Consider the following 19,428-nt stretch of genomic DNA (forward strand, 5'->3'; position numbering starts at 1 on the left):
CATTTTCTTTTACTGCAAAAAGTCATCGTCTTCTTCTATTTCAAAATCATCTTCTGCCCTACTGCTTCCCCCAAGGGGTTCACCGTCTTGAAGCTTTTGTACGTTTCCAAGGCCTGCTGCAATACCGCGGTTTCCGTTTGTGTTAAAAGCATAAAAGTTTAGACTTACCTTTCCAAAGCAGCCGCTGTAAACTTCACTTCTTTCTAAAATTGGCTGTATCTTCCCATCTACAATTTGTGGAGCTGTTTTAGAGTTTGCGTTTATAAAGTAGCAGTCATTGTAGTTTGGATCATCAGCTCGGTCTACATCTCCATCTCTTAAGGGCGTTTTTAAGTTAGCTGGAACTTTGCCACCGAATTTAGCCATTCCTTCCTTTTTCGCTTCTTCGATGGCCTTTTTAATTGCAGCTACAGTCTTTTTGTTACTTTTAGGGATGATTAGAGAAATTGAATATTTAGGGTCGGAGCCGTTAATACTTTTGGGCTCCCAAATGTTTGCAAAGCTAAACCTTCCAGGTACTACAACTTTTGTGTTCTTTTTCATTTTAGATAACCTCCATAAATTTATGTTTTTCTATTATTGCTCTACTTGAAACTCCGCCTTTAAAGGCTCTACTTCTTTTCTTTTATCTCCTTTAGAAACTAAGCTAAGCTTTCCGGGGGGCTTGTCCACATATGGACCTAAAGCCTCCTTAAACTTCTTTTTGCCCATAAGCTTTTCCATTTCTGTAATTGAAATCAAGCTTTCTTTATATATGTCTTTGTATCCTAAAGCTTTTAAAGCTTTAGCTACCGCCTTTTCGTCTTTGTACTTTCTGCGGCTGCGACCTTCCACTAGCTTAAAGCCGTCCCACTTTTTCCCTTCATTAATAGCTTTAGCTGTGGCATAGGTGTAGATATCTGATGCCCATTTAGATAACTCTTTAGCCTGTGTTATAATTTCTGATACTTCCTCATCTGTTAAAAGGGCTGGATCTTTAAACTCATACTTTAAAAGCTCTAAGTTTTTTAGCGCCCGTTCTCTGCAGTTACTTTTTGCCCGGCAAAACCTACAATGCTCTCCAGCGCAAAACTCTCCTTCACCTCTACTTGCAAGCTTTGCTTTTGGTTTAAGTTCGTACTCTGCCCACGTCTTTAGCTCTTCTATACTCATTTCATATAAAGAAAAGTTATCTGCCCTAGGTTGGATGATCATCATTGAGATTTGTTCTATTTCATAGAGCATTTCAAAAAGAGATAAAGCACCTAAAGCGTAAAGCATCATTTGCGGGTTTTGCTGAGCTGAAACTGGGATTCCCTTACCATATTTAAAGTCAATTACATATAAGGTCTTATCTCCTACTATCACAAGGTCACCGGTGCCAAACCCCTCTGGCACGTAGTCGCTAAAGTCTAGCTTTTGTTCAATTAGCACTTGTATGTCTTTACAGTCCTCTTTTGCCTTTTCTATAAGCCAAAGACAGTACTCAACATACATGTCAGTAAATTCATCCATTTCCTCTGTTTCATATTTACTCTGTGGCCTTTCAGAAGGTATGTTTAAAGCATTTTTAAGCTTATGTTCTGCTAGGTCATGAGCTGCTGTTCCTTCTTCTGCAAAGGAGCTAGTTTTTTGCTCAAACTGTTGCTCTAAATGTGCCGAAGGGGTGCATTTCATCCACCTATGTGCTCCAGAGGCTGAATAGATTGAATGGGCGTTTTGAGAGCCACTCATTTAATTTCACTGACTTCCTTTAAGATGTCTGCGTAATCTTTTGGATCAAGGGCAGTAAGTTTATTTGCGCCATATTTATGAATGATCGCTTTAATTTTTTCTCTGTGCCCTTCTCTGTTTTTTTCAGCCATTGCAGCTCTTAACTCTTCTATGGTAGGCTGATTTATTTTAGGCTGCTCTTTTTCCTTAGGTGCTGCTTCCGTTTTGTTTTCTTCTAAAGCTTCTACTAGAGTTTCTATACTGTTTGCTAGGCTTTTTAAATCTGAAACAACATCAAATGCTAGTTTTGTTTTGCTCATGTTTTCACTCCTCTCATTTTTTACTTGGATTACTCATTTTCAATTTCATGAACTTCCATTTCTGTAACGGAAATGGTTCCTACACTTTCTCCTGGAACAAGGACAACCATCTGATGTCCTGCTCCAAAAATTGCGTTTAAAAACCTATCTCTAAGAGTCATCTTTTTAGTAGCTAACACTTGGTTAGCTTTAGGCTTTTTTACCCCAATTTCTACATGATGCTTTACCTTTTTAGCTGCCTGATTCATCGGTTATTCACCTTCCTTTCTTTTATCTAACCTTCTATATATAGGTCATGGCAGAAAGGAAAGTTGCCCCCTTATTTTAATTTTTCAGTTCTTTTTTTAGCCTTTTACTTATACGCTTAATTCTTTTTGTTACCGATGATTTATGGACCCCATCTCTTTTTGCTATCTCAGCTTGCGATAAGCCTATATAGTATATATCTCTAATTAGTTTTTGCTGATTAGGATCTAGCTTTTTAATGGCCTGCTTTACAGCTTCTTGTTGTAATGAGTTTAATATCTGCTCTAATACATCCTCATCTTTTTTTAAAATATCAGCTTTATCGTTTAGGTTTGAGTAGCTTAAATGCCTGCGGGTTTCTCGTTGCTCATTATTGTACTCTAGGCGATTTTCCCCTTCATTTATAACGATCCACATCCAAGGCTCAAGCTCATCTGTTCCTGAAAGCATATCCTCTGTAATTACCGCTTTTTCTTCATCTGCTGAGTAGTTGTAAGTAATAGATTCGCAGTCGCTTAAATCAAAGGTTGTCTTTTTTTGGCCGACTGAATAATTAACCTTTCCCTCCTTTGTAATTTCAATAATTGTGCTGATTCCTTCTGCTGTTTTAAACTCTTTAATCATTTAAACTTCCTCCTTTATAATTGGGTGGAAACTTAAAAAAGGGCATAAAAAAAAGCACTGCTGCGTTTAAAAACACAACAGTGCCTAAGGCCGTTTAAGTTTCCTTAAATTTGGGTATAAAAAAAGCCGCTCTATTAAAACTTAAATAAGTTCTAAAAGAGCAGCTTTTTACCCATATTTTTGGGCATATTTGCCACTATACCAATTATAAAGGAGTCTAACTTTCATTACAATTTCTTTTTGCTATTAACTTACTATCAGGATTCTGTCACTTTATTATCATCTTATGTTGTTTCTTTTAAGCAAAATCCCAGTATTCTCTAAGTGGTGGAATTATGTACCCCCATAGCGCTACACCCATTTCTTTTGTTGCCTGCTTTTTATATCTATAATATGTTGGTTGAGTTAAGTTTAGCTTGTGGCGAATTTGGGTGTCGCACATCTTCTCTTTATTGATGTAACTGTATGCTATAATATCGTGATAGATTTGACCGTTGTCTGGGTGCATCTTAAGATGGGCTAATGCTTTATCGATAATTTCAATCATTTGCTTTGTTTCTGCTATACACATTAAGCGCTCTTCAACTGCCCTTTTATCTTTTACGCTGTCATACTCATCAAGCTCAAAGCTTAAAAAATCAACAAGCTCAGAGATTCGACGACCGCCATAATCATAAGCCGTATCATTTATTTCATATATAGCACTTTCAACCCTCCATACCACTGTTCTATAGATTGAAAGAAGTAGCTTAGTCTTATGGAAATCTTTAGAATCGCTGTTTATTGAACTCCTATTAGACCTGGCCTCCTTTTTTATTGTATAGGTTCTATTAACAGATTCACTTACTTGATTCATTGATTTCTCAACCCCTCTTCTAAAATATTGAACAATTTTTTTCTTTACCGAATATTTTGTTCTATGTTAATTTTAACGAATAATATATTCGCTGTCAATGTTACTTTAATCTTTATATCGAAATTATTGTTCGCTATTGACTTAATTCGAACAATTTGATATTGTTAGACATATATATTGGGAGGTGTTCGAATATGACATTCGGAGATAAACTCAGAAAATTAAGGGAGGCAAAAGGGTTGACCCAAGCAGAGCTTGGTAAGTTAATAGGGGTTTCTGACCGTGTTCTAGGCTATTATGAGTCTAACACTCGATTTCCTAATAAAGCTCAAGTTTTACAAAACATATCTGAAGTGTTTGATGTATCTATAGACTACCTTATCGGAAATGAAGATGCTTTCATTCAAAATGCCAAAGATAATTATGGTTCTAGAGGTGCCAAGCAAGCTAAGGAAGTACTTGAAAGTGTAGAGTCTTTATTTGCAGGTGGTGAGCTTCCCGAAGAGGATGTTGAAGAGTTTTTTAAACTTGTTACCGAGATGTACTTTGAGGCTAAACAGAAGAATAAAAAGTATGGTCGTAACAAGGAGGACTAAAATTACTAGGGAGTCAGGCGGTGAATATATGGAGGAGATTTTGGGGAAAGTTGAATCTTTAGTTAAACGGTTTCATACAAGGGATCCTTTTGAGCTTGCCTCAAATCTAAATATTACTGTTAAGTATGGCGAGTTTAAGGAATTAAGAGGTTTTTATAACTGCATGTACAGAAACCGGTTTATTGTGATTAATTCATGTTTAGATGCACGAGAAAAAATCATCACCTGCTCTCACGAGCTTGGCCATGATCGACTTCACAGAAAAGTACCTAATCTTGGTTTGATGAAAGATTATAACCTTTATCGTTCGATTAACATATATGAAAAGGAAGCTAACCTCTTTTCTGCCCATCTATTAATTTCTGATGATGAATTTCTTGATTGCACTAATACTTATAATACATATTCTGATATAGCGTCTGCCCTTAATGTTCATGAGGAGCTGGCGATCATCAAGGGCGGGATTTTAAATAGGAGAGGATTTAATTTAAAGATTCCGTATGATCCTAAAGCTAATTATTTGGCTTTGAAGTAGCTTTAAATTTAGGGGGTTTCAAGTTATGGCAAAGAAAGTTTTAAGTGCTAAAAGGAAAGCTTTGTTGAAGCTTATCCATAGTTACATTGAGGAGCATGGGTATAGTCCTAGTGTTCGAGAGCTGACAAAACTTTTGAATGTGGTATCTACTAGTTCTGTACACAACCATTTAAGGATTTTGGAAGATAATGATTTCATCTCTAAACATGGAAACTCACCAAGAACTCTTTCCTTGACTGATAAAGGTAGAGAGGTAATATAAGAAAAAACCGGTACCCGCTAGTCCATATTAAAAAGGATTAGTGAGTACCGGTTTTTGGGTATGGTAAACTTTTCATCAGCGCTGCTGATATAGAGGGTGGTAAGGAAACCATTAATATTCGCATACATTGGTTACTCATAAAAGATTTTCTCTAAATGGTACTAAAACGGAGAGACTTAGGCAAATAAAATAGAGAAAGATTGCCTAATTTTTACCAATTCCACTTCCAGTTACACCTGAACCAAAAAGCTCCTAGTGTATGCAAACGGGTCTGAGCTAACCTCTTCGTAATACTTTAATGTAACCCGATCCGCCCCTTTTTTCACGACTAAATTTAACAACTTGATCAATAACAATATTTCCAGACCCGGTTAAGTCTAAGTAGGCTTCATTAACTGGTATCATAGCAATAATATCTCCGGACCCGCTAACATTAGCATAAATTTTATTTGCTTTTCCATTCTGAATAATCACTTTTCCTGAACCGCTAATATTAAATTCAGAATCATTCAGTAGTGTTCCGAATTTCACATCACCGCTTCCGGATATTCGAACTTTTGCTTCTTCCACTTCAATTAAATCCATTGAAAATGACCCGGATATTTTTGTATCTAAAACTCCTATGGGCACTTCAGAGTGTACACTACCTTTGCCATTCGTATCTATTGTAAATGTTTCCATATTAGATTTGTAAATTATTATTTCTCCATAAAACGGGTCTGATTCAGGCTTTTGTCGTTTTCCGTTAATCCACACTTCTCCAATAACTACTGTATCACGATTTGGCTTTGTATAGATATTTAAAGCTCCTCGATTTTCTACAATTTGCAAACTATTAAAAAAATCTTCCGTACCTTGAACTGTAATGTATTCATCGTCAACATCACTTTTTAAAATCTTAATATTAACATTACCACCTGAACAATAAAGGCTCTTATAAGAACCCACTAGTATTTTTTTAGATACCAAATCATCCTGAATCGGCTGCTGTGGAAGATAAACTAAGTCAATTTCTCCTTTTCCATAATTAGTAATTGTGTAATCATAAAGATCTATTTCACTTCCATCCTCAAATTTTAAATATCTACCTTCTTTAGAAAGATAGTCTTTATCACTATATGCAGCTATTTCTTCGTTTTCAAAAATTTTTCTCATAAGCTTCCCCTCTCTTTAATAGATATACTTCAATTATTCTCATCAAGGCTACTCAAATCCACCTCTATCACAAGATTAAGAATAGTTTGTTTTATTGTCTTCCGCAGAATCAAAGAAATAATCCTGTCACTCTTAAAAAGATAAGAATTGCAATATCTTTTTAAATCCTTCCTACACTAAACAAAAACCCCAGACCAAAAAACATAGGGTCCGGGGTTATAATGTGTACTATTTACTTTTCTTCTCACAAGCTGCAGCTGCTTGTGCTTTTGTTATTGTGTTTCCTGTTTCTTTTTCTACTATATCTACTAAGTAGCTTAAGAAGTCTTCTCTTAAATCTTCTCTTTTAAGAGCAAACTCTACTGTAGCTTGTAGGAAACCCTGCTTATCTCCTACATCGTGTCTTCTACCTTCGAAGATGTAGGCGTACATTGCTTCTCTTGTGGCCAGCTCTTTAAGAGCATCTGTCAGCTGTATTTCATTGCCTTTGCCTGGTTTAGTGTTCTGAAGGATATCAAAAATCTCCGGATTAATAATATAACGGCCCAAGATTGCAATGTTAGATGGTGCGTCCTTTACTGCTGGCTTTTCTACTAGGTCTTTTACTTTGTATACTCCGCCTTCGATGTGGTTACCTTTAACAACCCCATACTTATCTACATCTTGCTTAGGGATTTCTTGCACCCCTAAAATAGTAGTTTTGTACTCATCATACATATCCATCATCTGCTCAAGGCATGGTTTGCCTTTGCCATTTTCTACGATATCATCACCTAGCATAACAGCAAACGGCTCGTTACCAACAAAGCTCTTAGCACAATGGATAGCATGTCCAAGACCTTTTGGTTCTTTTTGCCTTACATAGTGAATAGTAACCATGTCAGAGATTTTGCGAACTTGTTCTAGGAGCTCGTCTTTACCTTTTTGTTCAAGCTCCATCTCAAGCTCAACAGACTTATCAAAATGGTCTTCGATAGAGGTCTTGTTACGACCAGTAATGATTAGTATTTCTTCGATGCCGGAGTTTACGGCCTCCTCGATGATGTACTGTAGTGTTGGCTTGTCCACGATTGGAAGCATTTCTTTTGGTTGTGCTTTTGTAGCTGGCAGGAACCTTGTACCTAACCCTGCTGCAGGTATAATCGCCTTACGTACTTTCATTTCCTCATCTCCCCCTCAATAATATTAGTATAACATATAGTTGTTCAGTGGAGTCGTTAAACTGCTGAACAACTGTCTAACTATCCCCTAATTGTTCCTAAAAACGTCCCGCGTGTACACTTTCTCAATGACATCCTCAAGGTCATTATCAAGGCGGTTAGAAACTATAACATCGACATTTTGCTTGAACTCAGCAAGGTCCTTGATGACTGGCATGCCTTCGAAGCTGTCTTCTTCTAGTACTGGTTCGTGGATTACTACTTTTATACCTTTGGCTTTTATTCTTTCTATTACACCTTGGATTGCTGATGCTCTGAAGTTGTCTGAGCCGGTTTTCATTATAAGTCTATAAAAGCCTACAACCTTAGGGTTTCTTTTGGCTATCATGTTGGCTATATGGTCTTTTCTTGTGTCGTTTGAGGCTACGATTGCTGAGATTATTTCGTTTGGTACTCCTTCGTAGTTGGCTTTTAGTTGTTTTGTGTCTTTGGGTAGGCAGTAGCCGCCGTAGCCGAAGGATGGATTGTTGTAGTGGTCGCCTATTCTAGGGTCTAGGCCTACCCCTTCTATAATTTCTTTGGTGTTTAGATCGTTCATTTCAGCATAGGTGTCTAACTCGTTGAAGTAAGATACTCGCATGGCTAGGTAAGTGTTAGAGAACAGTTTTACAGCCTCTGCTTCAGTAGATTCGATAAACAGTGTATCAATATCTTCCTTAATAGCTCCCTGGGCTAAAAGCGAAGCAAATTTCTCCGCCCTCTCGGACTTCTCAGCTACAATAATGCGAGATGGATATAGGTTATCATATAAAGCCTTGCCTTCTCTTAAGAACTCAGGTGAGAAAACAATATTCTCAGTGTTGAATTTTTCTTTAATTGACTTAGTATAACCAACAGGAACAGTAGACTTAATAATCATAGTAGCATCAGGGTTAATTTCAAGCACATCCCCAATAACAGCTTCAACAGACTTAGTATTAAAGTACTTAGTCTCAACGTCGTAATCAGTAGGCGTAGCGATAATGATATACTCCGCGTCCTTATAGGCTTTTTCCTTATCAGTAGTAGCAACAAGGTTTAAATCCTTGTTGACTAGGAAATCCTCGATTTCCACGTCTACGATTGGTGATTTCTTGTTGTTGATTAGGTTGACTTTTTCCTCAACAATATCCAGCGCCAGAACTTCATTATGTTGCGCTAGCAGTACTGCGTTCGATAATCCTACATAGCCGGTTCCGGCTACAGCGATTTTAGTGTTCAAATTGGTATCCTCCTTAGTTAGGAGATAGGACGGGTATAACAGACAGTTAAAATTACAAAGCTAACACGATCATAGTTTAAGTACCTTTACATTGGCCCTGCCTTGTTTACAAATAAGATTTCTTTTTGACTGCCTATTGTACTTTTATATTTTACCTAACTCCCAGTTTAACTTAGACACTTCTTTAGCAACTTGTCTAAGTTTTATCAATGTTTAACAATTGCTTTAAGTCTTTATAAGTAGAATCGTATTAAAAGATTTAAGTATAGCTTTCTTATTTTTTATTACCAAAATTCTTTTAACCATTAACCAACTCAAGGTATTCACTGGCAGTTTTACTAATAGAAAATTCCTTGCCCCTTTTAACGAGGGTTTCAGCACTGATTTTGGGGGAGTTGTTAAGCGTGTCCTTAATTTTATCAGACATCTTTTTATAATCTCCCACAGGGACGAATGTACCAAATTCGCCATAATTAATAATCTCCATTGGTCCACTAGGGCAATTTGTAGTAATTACATTAACCCCACAAGATAAAGCTTCTACTAATACATTGCCAAAACCTTCCCACTTAGAAGGAAGCACAAACAAGTCTGCTTTTCCCATGTACGAGTATGGATTGCTAACATAACCAAGCAAATCAACATCACCTGTTAGGTTAAGCTTATTTATAAGTTTTTGAAGATTATCCCGTTCCGGTCCTTCCCCTAAAATTATTAACTTAACGCTTTTGCTATTTTCCGTCTTTCTAAATTCTGCAAACGCCTTTATCAGAGTAGGGTAGTCCTTTTGTTGAGTCAATCTTCCTGCGCTCAACAAAATTGTGTTTGCCTTACCAAACCAAATATGATTAGGTTCTTCCAATTTCTTTTCTAAAATACTCTCATCAAAGATAGGGTTGTATATTACCACACTCTTATTTTCTGGAATATTAAAATTACTAACTAGGTCCTCCTGAACCCCTTTTGAAACTGATACGATATAATCTGATAGTGGATAGGCTTTCTTAATTAGTAAAGGTACCAGTAGCCTTTCCTTAATACTTTTAGCATTCTTACAATGCGTAGTTACATTAGTTCTTACTGATATAATTAGTTTGCATTTTACAGCAGAAAGTTTCTTAGCTATTATAGCAATTATATTGGTATAGTCATTTGCTGAAATTAAAGCTTTCGGCCTTTTTCTTCTTAAGTAGGAAACAAGTTTAGGTATACTAAACATCGCTTTCTTAGAATTTAAATTAACAATATTAATCTCTGATGGCAAGTCCTTCACATACTCGCCCTTATAATTGACAACAACTACATCAACATCATACCCCATAGCAATCAAACCTTTAGCTAATCTTATAGTATTTTTAGCTATTCCTCCTAAATTTAAAGACGGTATATATAAGGTAATTAGTTCCTTCATTTTGATGCCCTCCCTGTACTTGTCTATTGTACTATTTTATCCCTTACCCCGAATACTCTAATTTGTGTGGCAACAATAATTTATTGACAATACACTTGTTTCTTAAAACCCGTAATAGGATTTATACCACCTTACAAATTCACCCAACCCATCTCCAATACTTGTATTAGGCTTAAACCCTACATCCTTTTCCAAATCAGTTACATCAGCATAAGTTCTTACAACATCCCCTGGTTGCATGTCCACATACTGCTTATTGGCTTTTTTGCCTAGCTTGTCCTCTAGAACTGAGATGAATTTTTCTAGCTTTACTGGTTGGTTGTTACCTATGTTGTAGATTTTGTATGGGGCGAAGCTTGAGCTTCTGTCATGTTTTGTTTCGTCCCATTCTGGGTTTGGTTTTGGCGCTTTTGGGATTAGTTTATAAACTCCTTCTACTATGTCGTCTATATAGGTGAAGTCTCTTTCCATTTTACCGTGGTTGAACACCTTTATTGGATTACCCTCTAGAATATCCCTTGTAAAAGAGAAGTAGGCCATATCAGGACGTCCCCAAGGACCGTAAACTGTAAAGAACCTTAACCCTGTTGTCGGGATGCCATACAAGTGACTATAGGTATGAGCCATAAGTTCGTTAGACTTCTTGGTTGATGCATAAAGGCTTACTGGGTGGTCTACACTATGATTAGTGGAAAATGGTATTTCTTTGTTGCCACCGTAAACCGAACTTGAAGAAGCGTAAATTAAGTGTTTTACCGGGTTGTTTCTGCATGCTTCTAGAATGTTCATGAAACCTACTAGGTTTGAATCTACATAGGCATATGGGTTTTTAATTGAATATCTTACGCCTGCTTGAGCTGCTAAGTTAACTACGTAGTCGAAGTTATAATATTTAAATAGCTTATCAATTTCTTCTTTGTCTTGTAGATCCACTTGGTAAAATTCAAAATTTTCGTATTTGTTAAGTATTTCTAGGCGATCTTCTTTCAATTTTGGATCATAGTATGTGTTTAGATTATCCAGGCCTACTACTTGACAATTTTTATTTAGTAATAAGTTGGATAGATGAAAACCTATAAAACCAGCTGATCCAGCTATAAGCATTCTTTTCACTTCTTTTTCCTCCTATCATCACAGTCTAACAATTTTATAATTATAAATAACGTGTATATTTTGGGGTGCTTTTTAAAATAGTCACTAAGGTTAGGATAATATACATTATTGCTCCAGTAGTTCCATATAAAGCAACTGAAATAACATCGCTCTTAAATATATAACTACCAATAATTAGTGCGCATAACCTCACAAGAATACTAAAAATGGTAAACACCAGGTGAAACCTCTGAGCTTTTAAAACTGGAAGTGTTTTTATAGATGGTTTAGTAATAAACTTAAAATAGCTCCACAATGACAACCACCTAGCATACTCTCCTGCGCTAGCCCAATTTGCCCCAAAAACAATACTAAATAATTGTGGTCCAAACAATATAACAATACCAAAGGGAATCAAGCCTAAAGCTGCCAAAGACAAGCTGGCCTTTATTAAGAGCTTTGTTATATTTTCCCCATTATATGCTGCCTCTGTTACGCGAGGGTAAAATACATTACCAACTGATTGTTCGATCAATTGTGTAGGCATAACAAGGACTTTTTTACTTAGTGAATAAAACCCTGCTGTCGCTGGCCCAAAAAAAATGCTCAGCATTATGACAGGTAAACCTTCAGACGCACCATTGATAAAAACTTGTGGTGTGCGGTATATTGGAAAGTCGTAATATTTTTTCCCTAACCTTATAAAAGATAATAACTCCTTTTTATTAAAACTTTCTGCAAACAGTTTTAAATTAAAAGTTATACCAGTTCCGTATGCTAGCAATGAAGCATAAAGTCCTTTCCCTAATGTCGTGATAGCAACAAGACTAATAGATAATGGAAAGAAAAAACCTATAACTGCTTTTGTTACATTAACTACTATACCTTGTAAAATTGCTGCCTTAGCACTAAATTTAAACTTTTTCTTTCGAATCATCCATTGCTGCGAAGCTTGAAAACTACCATCAAACAATACCATCAGTGGTATAAACATTAAGTATGGCATCAATACGTCAACCTGAAGAATCGCCAAAATAGAGTTTCCATAAAATGTAATAGTTAATGCCATTAGTAAAAATGTTATTAGCGAAACCAATAATGATAAGCGAAATAATGCATTTGCCTCTGAATCTTCTTTGGGTAACACAATAGCAATAGGATATGTTAATGCTGCAACTGGCCCAACGCTTGCTACTATAGAAGTAAAGACCCCAAATACCCCGAAGGCTTCGGGCCCATAAATTCGTGAAATAACTGGTGAAAAGGCCATAGCTATTATCTGAGCTATAACAGTGCCTGACAACATGGTAAGGGCACTTCGAACAAATTGATTATTAGATAAATTAGTGAATCTTTTTTTTAACAAATAACTTATACACTCGGGACGACGTATAAACTTAAGTAATATTCTACCTTCTTTCATTGTCTTCCAATCCTTTAGTATTATATTTTATAGATCATCAGCTGTTATACTATTTATCAATTTAAATTATTTGGTTTATTTTAAATTGATAAATAGTAAGTTAAAATAAGAAAAGTAAATAAACATTGAGAGAGTAGTTAATCAATCTTTGCGATAAATTGTAGCAGTAACAAACCCAATTAGATAAACCCAATAAATTCCAAAGAATGAGTACCTTAGAGTAATAATCTCAAAAAATTGATATAGGGTCAAAGCTGTTATCAACGCTAAACTTGACACTATACACTTTCTTAGGTTTGAATTAACTTTATAATCTAATAGGATCCCTCCCCCCCTGAAAATAGCAACGAAAGTAATGAAAATAAATAGCAACAATCCCATTATTCCTAACTCCACCAAGAGGGCTATGTACAAGTTATGTAAAGTAATAGTAATATTAAACATTGAGTTTAAAACTTCAGATGACACCCCGAAACCTAGGCCATGAAATGGATTTGACCCAAAAATTTCCAATCCAACTGCCCAGGCTTCTTCTCTGCCGGCAAGAAGAGAGGAACGTGTAGAAAAAAAAGAGTAGAATAAGTCCTTATTAATTGTAATTGCGAAAGAAATTATAATGAACGAAAATAAAATGAATATTGATTTAAAAGGCGTAGTTCTAATCTCTCTTTTCGTAAAAACTAATACTAGTGCTACTGCAAATAATGCAAATACAATACCAGCACGTGAACTTGTCAAGAATAAGGCAATCATTTGTACCATCATAAATACAATGAACTTTTTGTATGTTAACTTTCTTAATGAAAATAATGTTGTTGTTGAAACTAAGGTATATATTAGCATAATGGCAAACCTATTAGGGTTACCAAACAGTGAGGATATGCGTACTGCTGAACTTTGGCCTTGATAAAACCCCCTTATGTTCTGTTGCAAGCTAAATGAGCCTAAATCCCATATTTGAAACATCTGTCCATTTATAGTGAATATCTCACCAAAAAACCAAACTGCTAACCCATACATTGAGACAAACAGACCTATATAACATAGAATATAATTTGTCCTAATAAAAGTTTTTAGTGGGTTATTATCACTATAAACTAAAATTAATAGTATTAGCCCTAAGCCAAAAACAAAAAAAGTTCTTTGCAAAGTTAATATTTGAAATTCACTCCATAACCCAGTCATTAAAGACCACAATAACAATATAGCCCATGTTACTAAAATAATAATATTATAGCTATTTGTTTTTAATTTAATATGAAAAAGTGCAAAGATAGCTATGGAAGTTTGTATTCCAACGACAAGATGTTCTGCATACGGTACTATGGTGACACGTTGCTCTATTTGAAAATTTAAAAGTAAAGTTATGAACGTAAATACTAAAACTCTGTAAGAAGTGACGTCACCAATCTTAGTTTTCGACATTTATTTCCTCTCTTTCCCAGTATTCCAAAGTAATAATTTGTGCTTACTTTATTTAAGTTTTATCTATTTCTAAATCTTATAAATAAATCAATATATGCTGAGGGTCTCAGGCCTATTTTTAACCAATAAAGAATAGCTAAGTTAACTTTTTTTTCTCTCAATGCCAGTAAAATAATTTCAAAATAGTGAGCAGAATATATTCTCTTACGGGTTTTTAGATCATACTTTTCAAAATGCGACTTCATTTTTTCAAAGAATAGTTCCTTTATCTGTATGAACTCTTTTGCTGTTGGACGATTTCCTCCAATATCCGTGTGAATCATAACATGAGGCTTATTTACTACAGTTAATTTATATTTAGATAAAAAATCCAATAAAAGTTGTAGATCTTGGTGCCTTACCATAGATGTATCAAAGTAACCTGATCTAGATAGTGCTTCTTTTCTAAAAACAACTGTTGAAGTGAACACGGATACTGACCGCTGTAATATTTTTCTATGCAACCCTTCCCCTGTATAAGGCTTACATACACGAAACACTTTTCCATCAGCACATAATGAGTACAGAGTAGATACTCCCCCGACTAATGGGTCACTTTTCAGCTTTGATATTTGATCTTCAAGTTTTTTAGAGCCCCACTCGTCATCATCATCTAAAAAAGCAATGTACTCTCCTCTTGCAGCTAGAATCCCCTCATTACGTGCAGCTGCCCCGTTGATGTGCTTTGTCTGTTGGATATACTTTAACCGTTCATCTTGTATGGTTAACAATCTTTCCTGAACTTTCAAACTATATTCATCATTTGGATTATTGTCATCTACAACTATAATCTCTAGATTATCATAACTCTGAGATAAAACACTATTTATTGCCCTAATAAGTGAATCACTTCGTTTATAAGTTGGAATTATACAAGAAACTTTTCCTATTTCCAAAATTTCTCACCTCTCTTATCTACTTCAATAACGAACAATCCTCTCTCCCCCATGTGTGTTGAGTCAAAACAGATCTTTAAGCCGTTTCTGCTCCACCTAGGATGCAAGTCGCACCTGAAGTCATTATCATACTTAAATGGAGCAAATACTTTTGCTAGTGTTTTTACTTTTTCTTCCTTTATAAGATAAATGGAGGCAACTCTCGATCTATTAGGGTAGGTATCAGTTACTATAAAATTTCTATTAGGGGAGTAACTAGGGTGCCCATCCGAAATTAATTCAGGCCACATATGAGTATACTGATTTACTTTATCTCTCATTAAGTAATAACCAGTGCCTATCTCTTTTTTCCTAGCATAAGCTAATATCTCAGTATCAGATTTCCAATAGCAATGTGAAGTCATATTATCATCACTTAAATTAAACAAATCACTTCCATCTATATTGGCTGTCACCAACCTTGTAAACTTTTGCGTACCATTGAACCATCTGTGGAGCACCATAAAGCGATTCCCCGAAGGATTTAACATGATATGGTTAACCTTGTGTTCAGCTCCCTTCATTTCTGTTCTACTTTCAAAGTTCGCAAAGTCAGTATATTTTAATATCGGCTTTGTTTCGTTAGTTTCAAGATTGATATACCATATACAGGGCTTTACTGGACATTTTTCATTAGCAGTTATTTCCTTTAGATTCGAATATCCATAACCTTTTCTCAACCTATGTAATCTTGAAAAATCCAGTGTTAGAGCAAATTTCCCATTGTTTGAGACAGCATAAACTGGCATGTCAAGAACTTTTTCTTTTCTTGTCCTGATATTTAAAATAACAGAACAATATTCTCCATTTCTAAAATCATTATATATTATTTTTTCAGAAAAACGCGGTCCTAGCCATTGAAGCATGCACCCTTGTTGAACATTCCAAGTTTTAGTTTTTGCAATCACTTCATACGAGTTATCGTTCTTGGTATCTATTAGAATAATATCAGCAGGTTCTTTCGGAGCCACAGATTTCGTAGTATTCTTAGCTCTTAAACAAAGAATGTATCGATCCGAAATATCCCAAGGAGATTTATCATAATAACCGAAGAAATATTCATAGCCATCTTGAGGTGAAATTCTAATAATTTCGCCTTCAGACTTTATTTTCGGAGACATTGCGTACATTAGTAGCTGATATACACGTTTTACACTTTTTTTCATTACCGGCAAATTATTTAGTTTTGAATTAACACTTTCCTCTATTTTTTTTATCATAGTACAACTCCTATCTGGAAGCCTTTCGAAGAATTTTGTTAGATACCCATTCAAATAATTTAATTGGAATAATAAACACTACTAATTGACTTAAAGCTATAATAATTACATCATATAGTTTTGAGTATCCTTTTCGCCAAAACATGAAGATTAACTTAATATAACTGCTACATTTTTGCCAACTTTTTCTCCGTTTCAGGTTTTCTTGGTTTGCCCTAAACAGCAACAACGGTTTATCAATATTTTTTGATAAGCAATTATTATTTAGCATCCTAACAAATAGCTCCAAATCTTGGTTTCGTCTAAAGTCTCTGTACCCACCCAATTCTAAGACTTTACTTCTTTTATACATAACTGCTGGATGTGTGAAAGGATTCCTTCTTCTAGAATACTTTAGTATTTCTGAATGTTCCAACGGCACTATTCTCGACGATATGATTTTTTTCGTATCTGAAATAAATTCATCTACATAGCTACCTACAATACATAACTTTTTATCTGTGCGAAATTCGTTTACAAGAAGCTCACATCTATTTGGTAAAGATACATCATCTGTATCCATCCTTGCTACCAATTCATTTCTGCATTTCTTTAAACCTTCATTTAAGGCTAAGCCTAAACCAACATTATTTTCTAATTCTACTATAGTAAATAAATTAGGATCTAACTCATAGTACTGGTTTATAACTTCATTTAGCTGTTTAGTTAATTTGCCATCTTTAACTATAACTATTTCATCAGGCTCATATGTTTGATTTAACATACTCTCTATACTTTGTTTTAAAAAAGACGGCTCTTCATGTATATAAACAGACATTAAAACACTGTATTTAAAGTTATCATGTTGTTCCACAATATTTCTACCCCTTACTAATCTATTTCTCCGTCCGCTCAATAGATTCGTCAAACGAACAAGCCTCATATTCTAATTCTACAGGGCCACCTGGCATCTTCATGTCATAAGTAAATGAACCAAATACTTTACCAAATGTCTCTGACATTTTTATCCCTAAAGACACTAAAGGGTTAAAAATTCCAGTTGATTTAAGTTCTTTATCATGAGCTTTCGCAATTAACTGGACAAGCTCAGTTGTATTTACGTAGTCTTTATTTTGAGGAAAGAAAAGCCCACTCAATTCTTTATCTATTATAAGTTTTACGAATTCAGACAAATTATCAACAAAAATCATACTCCGTTCATTCTTTATGTTTGGAAAGATTGGCGATTTTAAAGCCATGCTAGCAAGTTTAGGATAATTTCCTCTACAATCTTTCCCATAAACAATCGGCGGCCTCAATGTTGCTACCTTAAAAGAATCATCTGTTAATCCTTTTAATAATTCTTCTGCTTCTAGCTTCGACTCCGCATATGGTGTCTTTGGGTTAGGCTTCGTATTTTCGTCTATAAAACCTGTCTCCATACCATAAACACCCATAGTACTTAAAAAGATGAACTGCTTAACGCCTTCTGCTTTTACTTTCTTAGCAATCTCAACAGCAAGATCTCTGTTTACCTTAAAATACTTGTCTGCATCTTTCTCTTTAACATGAACTACAGCTGCTAAATGATAGACCACATCATAATCACTAAATGATAAACTTCTCCACTTATCATTTTTAACACTTATAGTCTCCACCTTATATTTACCTGGCCGTTGACTTACCCAGTTCTCAAATGAAGTGCCAATATAACTGCCTTCTCCTGTAATTAGTATTTTTTTCATAGAGAAGCACCCCTTTGACTAGAATTCAGATTAACCAAACACTTATCTACGTATCTATCCTCACCAAATAGCACAACTCCCACAGTTCTAAAGATTATCTTAACATCCAACCATATGCTAAAATGTTCTACATAATAAATATCAAACTTATATCTTTCTTGAAGACCCAAGTAAATATTCCCGCTCACCTGAGCAAGACCTGTCATCCCTGGCTTCATATTAAGCCTCTTTGATATTTTATCATCGTATTCTTCAAGAGAAGCAATTCTTTCTGGTCTGGGGCCAACAAGGCTCATTTCCCCCTTCAGGACGTTAAGTGTCTGTGGAATCTCGTCTATTTTTGTTCTTCTTAAAAACTTACCAATGGAAGTTACTCTATCATCATCCTTCATAACCTCTTGCCCTTTAACCATCTTATCCGAACCAGGCTTCATAGTTCTAAACTTGTAAACTTTAAATATCTTCTTGTGCTGTCCTGGTCTGTCTTGTAAAAAAAATATAGGCCCTTTTGAAGTTATTTTAATTAAAATGGCAACAATAATCCATATAGGTAAAAATACTACTATAACTATTAAAGAGAGAACAATGTCTATTAATCTTTTAATTGCCTTTTGCATCTTTATCCCTCAATTTCATAATCGATAGGTGTTAAGTACCCATCTCGTAATTTGATTTCACCTTCACTTGAATCAACCTTAGCTGACCATACCCTTATCACTCTATCATTGACTTTATAAAAAGCGCCTGGGTATGGATGAGTTACAGCCCTTACCAATTTGTCCGCTTCATCCATGGTCATTGATCTTGATAACTCACCATCTTCTGGTTTTCTGCCTGGCCACTCAGTAGCCTTTGAATCATCCTGTTTTATAGGATTTACTTTATCATTAACGATGTCTCCCCAGTATTTTGAAATAAGTTCGACATGTGTATCATTGACTTTCTTATAAAGTTTTGTAGCAGTTGTACCTTTATTGATTTCGATAACACCTTGGCCGATAATATCTCCCGTATCTACACCCTCGTCAAGCTTAAACATGGTGACACCCGTTTTATCAAGTCCTTTGATTATCGCCCATGGGATTGCTGCCCTTCCTCTTCCTATTGGAAGTAGTGTTGGATGCATACCTATACAACCCTTTGACGGTGCATTCAGCACATCTTTTCTTGCAATTTGTGACCATCCTATAATAAACAACCAGTCGATATTGTGCTCTTTAAGAGACTCAATAACTTCTGCATCATTAATATTATTAATTTTGATAAGCGGCACATTGTACTTTTCAGCTATTGCATCAAGATAAACCCTACCTGACTTTTTCTTATCCCTACCGTCATTAAGGGATATTAACAAATCAAGGTTGCCGCCAATACGATAAATCTCCTCTATACAACTTAGTCCTAATTGGACACAAGTTGCAAACGCTATTTTCCTACTCACTTGTGTTCACC

The 19,428-nt window shown here is 35.3% G+C and carries 22 protein-coding genes; 3 read left to right on the forward strand and 19 right to left on the reverse strand.

Translation table 11 applies throughout. The features are described 5' to 3' along the window. Positions 1 to 9: 9 nt before the first annotated feature. From PRVXT_RS08050 to PRVXT_RS08075, 6 genes are all read right to left on the reverse strand, one after another. Entirely contained in the window at positions 10 to 543 is a 534-nt protein-coding gene (locus tag PRVXT_RS08050) for a DUF2815 family protein (RefSeq protein ID WP_350342369.1), read from the reverse strand. Positions 544 to 576: 33 nt separating this feature from the next. Continuing rightward, positions 577 to 1,713 carry a DUF2800 domain-containing protein gene (locus PRVXT_RS08055; RefSeq protein ID WP_350342370.1) on the reverse strand — a complete coding sequence of 379 codons (1,137 nt, stop codon included), beginning with the start codon at positions 1,711 to 1,713 and terminating at the stop codon, positions 577 to 579. Beyond that, positions 1,710 to 2,012 carry an rRNA biogenesis protein rrp5 gene (locus PRVXT_RS08060; RefSeq protein ID WP_350342371.1) on the reverse strand — a complete coding sequence of 101 codons (303 nt, stop codon included), beginning with the start codon at positions 2,010 to 2,012 and terminating at the stop codon, positions 1,710 to 1,712. The genes PRVXT_RS08055 and PRVXT_RS08060 overlap by 4 nt, the downstream gene beginning before the upstream one ends. Positions 2,013 to 2,041: 29 nt before the next feature. Then, the gene (locus PRVXT_RS08065; RefSeq protein ID WP_350342372.1) at positions 2,042 to 2,260 is read right to left on the reverse strand and encodes a hypothetical protein; all 219 of its coding nucleotides are present in this window, start codon (positions 2,258 to 2,260) and stop codon (positions 2,042 to 2,044) included. 76 nt (positions 2,261 to 2,336) lie between these two features. Next, the gene (locus PRVXT_RS08070) at positions 2,337 to 2,882 is read right to left on the reverse strand and encodes a sigma-70 family RNA polymerase sigma factor (RefSeq protein ID WP_350342373.1); all 546 of its coding nucleotides are present in this window, start codon (positions 2,880 to 2,882) and stop codon (positions 2,337 to 2,339) included. Positions 2,883 to 3,180: 298 nt separating this feature from the next. Then, positions 3,181 to 3,738, reverse strand: coding sequence for a DUF1492 domain-containing protein (locus tag PRVXT_RS08075; protein WP_350342374.1), 558 nt, complete (start codon positions 3,736 to 3,738; stop codon positions 3,181 to 3,183). Between the two features lie 194 nt (positions 3,739 to 3,932). Here PRVXT_RS08075 and PRVXT_RS08080 point away from each other — a divergent pair, with 194 nt between their 5' ends. The 3 genes from PRVXT_RS08080 to PRVXT_RS08090 are packed head-to-tail and all read left to right on the forward strand — an operon-like array spanning position 3,933 to position 5,131. Continuing rightward, positions 3,933 to 4,334, forward strand: a complete 402-nt coding sequence (locus tag PRVXT_RS08080) for a helix-turn-helix domain-containing protein (protein WP_350342375.1) — start codon at positions 3,933 to 3,935, stop codon at positions 4,332 to 4,334. Between the two features lie 28 nt (positions 4,335 to 4,362). Further along, positions 4,363 to 4,869, forward strand: a complete 507-nt coding sequence (locus tag PRVXT_RS08085; RefSeq protein ID WP_350342376.1) for an ImmA/IrrE family metallo-endopeptidase — start codon at positions 4,363 to 4,365, stop codon at positions 4,867 to 4,869. A 25-nt stretch (positions 4,870 to 4,894) separates the two neighbouring features. Then, the gene (locus PRVXT_RS08090) at positions 4,895 to 5,131 is read left to right on the forward strand and encodes a LexA family protein (RefSeq protein WP_350342377.1); all 237 of its coding nucleotides are present in this window, start codon (positions 4,895 to 4,897) and stop codon (positions 5,129 to 5,131) included. 276 nt (positions 5,132 to 5,407) lie between these two features. Here the strand turns inward: PRVXT_RS08090 and PRVXT_RS08095 are convergent, their stop codons facing one another. The 13 genes from PRVXT_RS08095 to PRVXT_RS08155 form a co-directional block, all read right to left on the reverse strand. Beyond that, positions 5,408 to 6,286, reverse strand: a complete 879-nt coding sequence (locus PRVXT_RS08095; RefSeq protein WP_350342378.1) for a GIN domain-containing protein — start codon at positions 6,284 to 6,286, stop codon at positions 5,408 to 5,410. 228 nt (positions 6,287 to 6,514) lie between these two features. Further along, entirely contained in the window at positions 6,515 to 7,447 is a 933-nt protein-coding gene (galU, locus tag PRVXT_RS08100; protein WP_350342379.1) for a UTP--glucose-1-phosphate uridylyltransferase GalU, read from the reverse strand. Positions 7,448 to 7,534: 87 nt separating this feature from the next. Further along, positions 7,535 to 8,707, reverse strand: coding sequence for a nucleotide sugar dehydrogenase (locus PRVXT_RS08105; protein ID WP_350342380.1), 1,173 nt, complete (start codon positions 8,705 to 8,707; stop codon positions 7,535 to 7,537). Between the two features lie 298 nt (positions 8,708 to 9,005). Further along, on the reverse strand, positions 9,006 to 10,118 hold the full coding sequence (locus tag PRVXT_RS08110; RefSeq protein WP_350342381.1) for a glycosyltransferase: 1,113 nt from the start codon (positions 10,116 to 10,118) through the stop codon (positions 9,006 to 9,008). A gap of 102 nt (positions 10,119 to 10,220) precedes the next feature. After that, positions 10,221 to 11,222 (reverse strand): NAD-dependent epimerase, encoded by a 1,002-nt coding sequence (locus PRVXT_RS08115; protein ID WP_350345137.1) that lies wholly within the window; start codon positions 11,220 to 11,222, stop codon positions 10,221 to 10,223. A gap of 49 nt (positions 11,223 to 11,271) precedes the next feature. Beyond that, complete coding sequence (locus tag PRVXT_RS08120) at positions 11,272 to 12,633, reverse strand: lipopolysaccharide biosynthesis protein (RefSeq protein ID WP_350342382.1); 1,362 nt, start codon at positions 12,631 to 12,633, stop codon at positions 11,272 to 11,274. Between the two features lie 141 nt (positions 12,634 to 12,774). Continuing rightward, positions 12,775 to 14,058 (reverse strand): O-antigen ligase family protein, encoded by a 1,284-nt coding sequence (locus tag PRVXT_RS08125; protein ID WP_350342383.1) that lies wholly within the window; start codon positions 14,056 to 14,058, stop codon positions 12,775 to 12,777. Positions 14,059 to 14,117: 59 nt separating this feature from the next. Then, positions 14,118 to 14,993: a glycosyltransferase family 2 protein gene (locus PRVXT_RS08130; RefSeq protein WP_350342384.1), complete on the reverse strand. Its 876-nt coding sequence runs from the start codon at positions 14,991 to 14,993 to the stop codon at positions 14,118 to 14,120. Continuing rightward, the gene (locus PRVXT_RS08135) at positions 14,984 to 16,252 is read right to left on the reverse strand and encodes a hypothetical protein (protein WP_350342385.1); all 1,269 of its coding nucleotides are present in this window, start codon (positions 16,250 to 16,252) and stop codon (positions 14,984 to 14,986) included. The genes PRVXT_RS08130 and PRVXT_RS08135 overlap by 10 nt, the downstream gene beginning before the upstream one ends. Positions 16,253 to 16,262: 10 nt before the next feature. Further along, positions 16,263 to 17,105 carry a glycosyltransferase gene (locus tag PRVXT_RS08140; protein ID WP_350342386.1) on the reverse strand — a complete coding sequence of 281 codons (843 nt, stop codon included), beginning with the start codon at positions 17,103 to 17,105 and terminating at the stop codon, positions 16,263 to 16,265. A 22-nt stretch (positions 17,106 to 17,127) separates the two neighbouring features. Continuing rightward, positions 17,128 to 17,976 carry an NAD-dependent epimerase/dehydratase family protein gene (locus tag PRVXT_RS08145; protein WP_350342387.1) on the reverse strand — a complete coding sequence of 283 codons (849 nt, stop codon included), beginning with the start codon at positions 17,974 to 17,976 and terminating at the stop codon, positions 17,128 to 17,130. After that, positions 17,973 to 18,593: a sugar transferase gene (locus PRVXT_RS08150; protein ID WP_350342388.1), complete on the reverse strand. Its 621-nt coding sequence runs from the start codon at positions 18,591 to 18,593 to the stop codon at positions 17,973 to 17,975. Before PRVXT_RS08150 ends, PRVXT_RS08145 begins: the two co-directional genes overlap by 4 nt. Positions 18,594 to 18,595: 2 nt before the next feature. Beyond that, positions 18,596 to 19,417: a formyltransferase family protein gene (locus PRVXT_RS08155; RefSeq protein ID WP_350342389.1), complete on the reverse strand. Its 822-nt coding sequence runs from the start codon at positions 19,415 to 19,417 to the stop codon at positions 18,596 to 18,598. Positions 19,418 to 19,428 lie beyond the last annotated feature (11 nt).

This window comes from Proteinivorax tanatarense (assembly GCF_040267685.1).
In the GTDB taxonomy this organism is placed as follows: Bacteria; Bacillota; Proteinivoracia; order Proteinivoracales; family Proteinivoracaceae; genus Proteinivorax; species Proteinivorax tanatarense.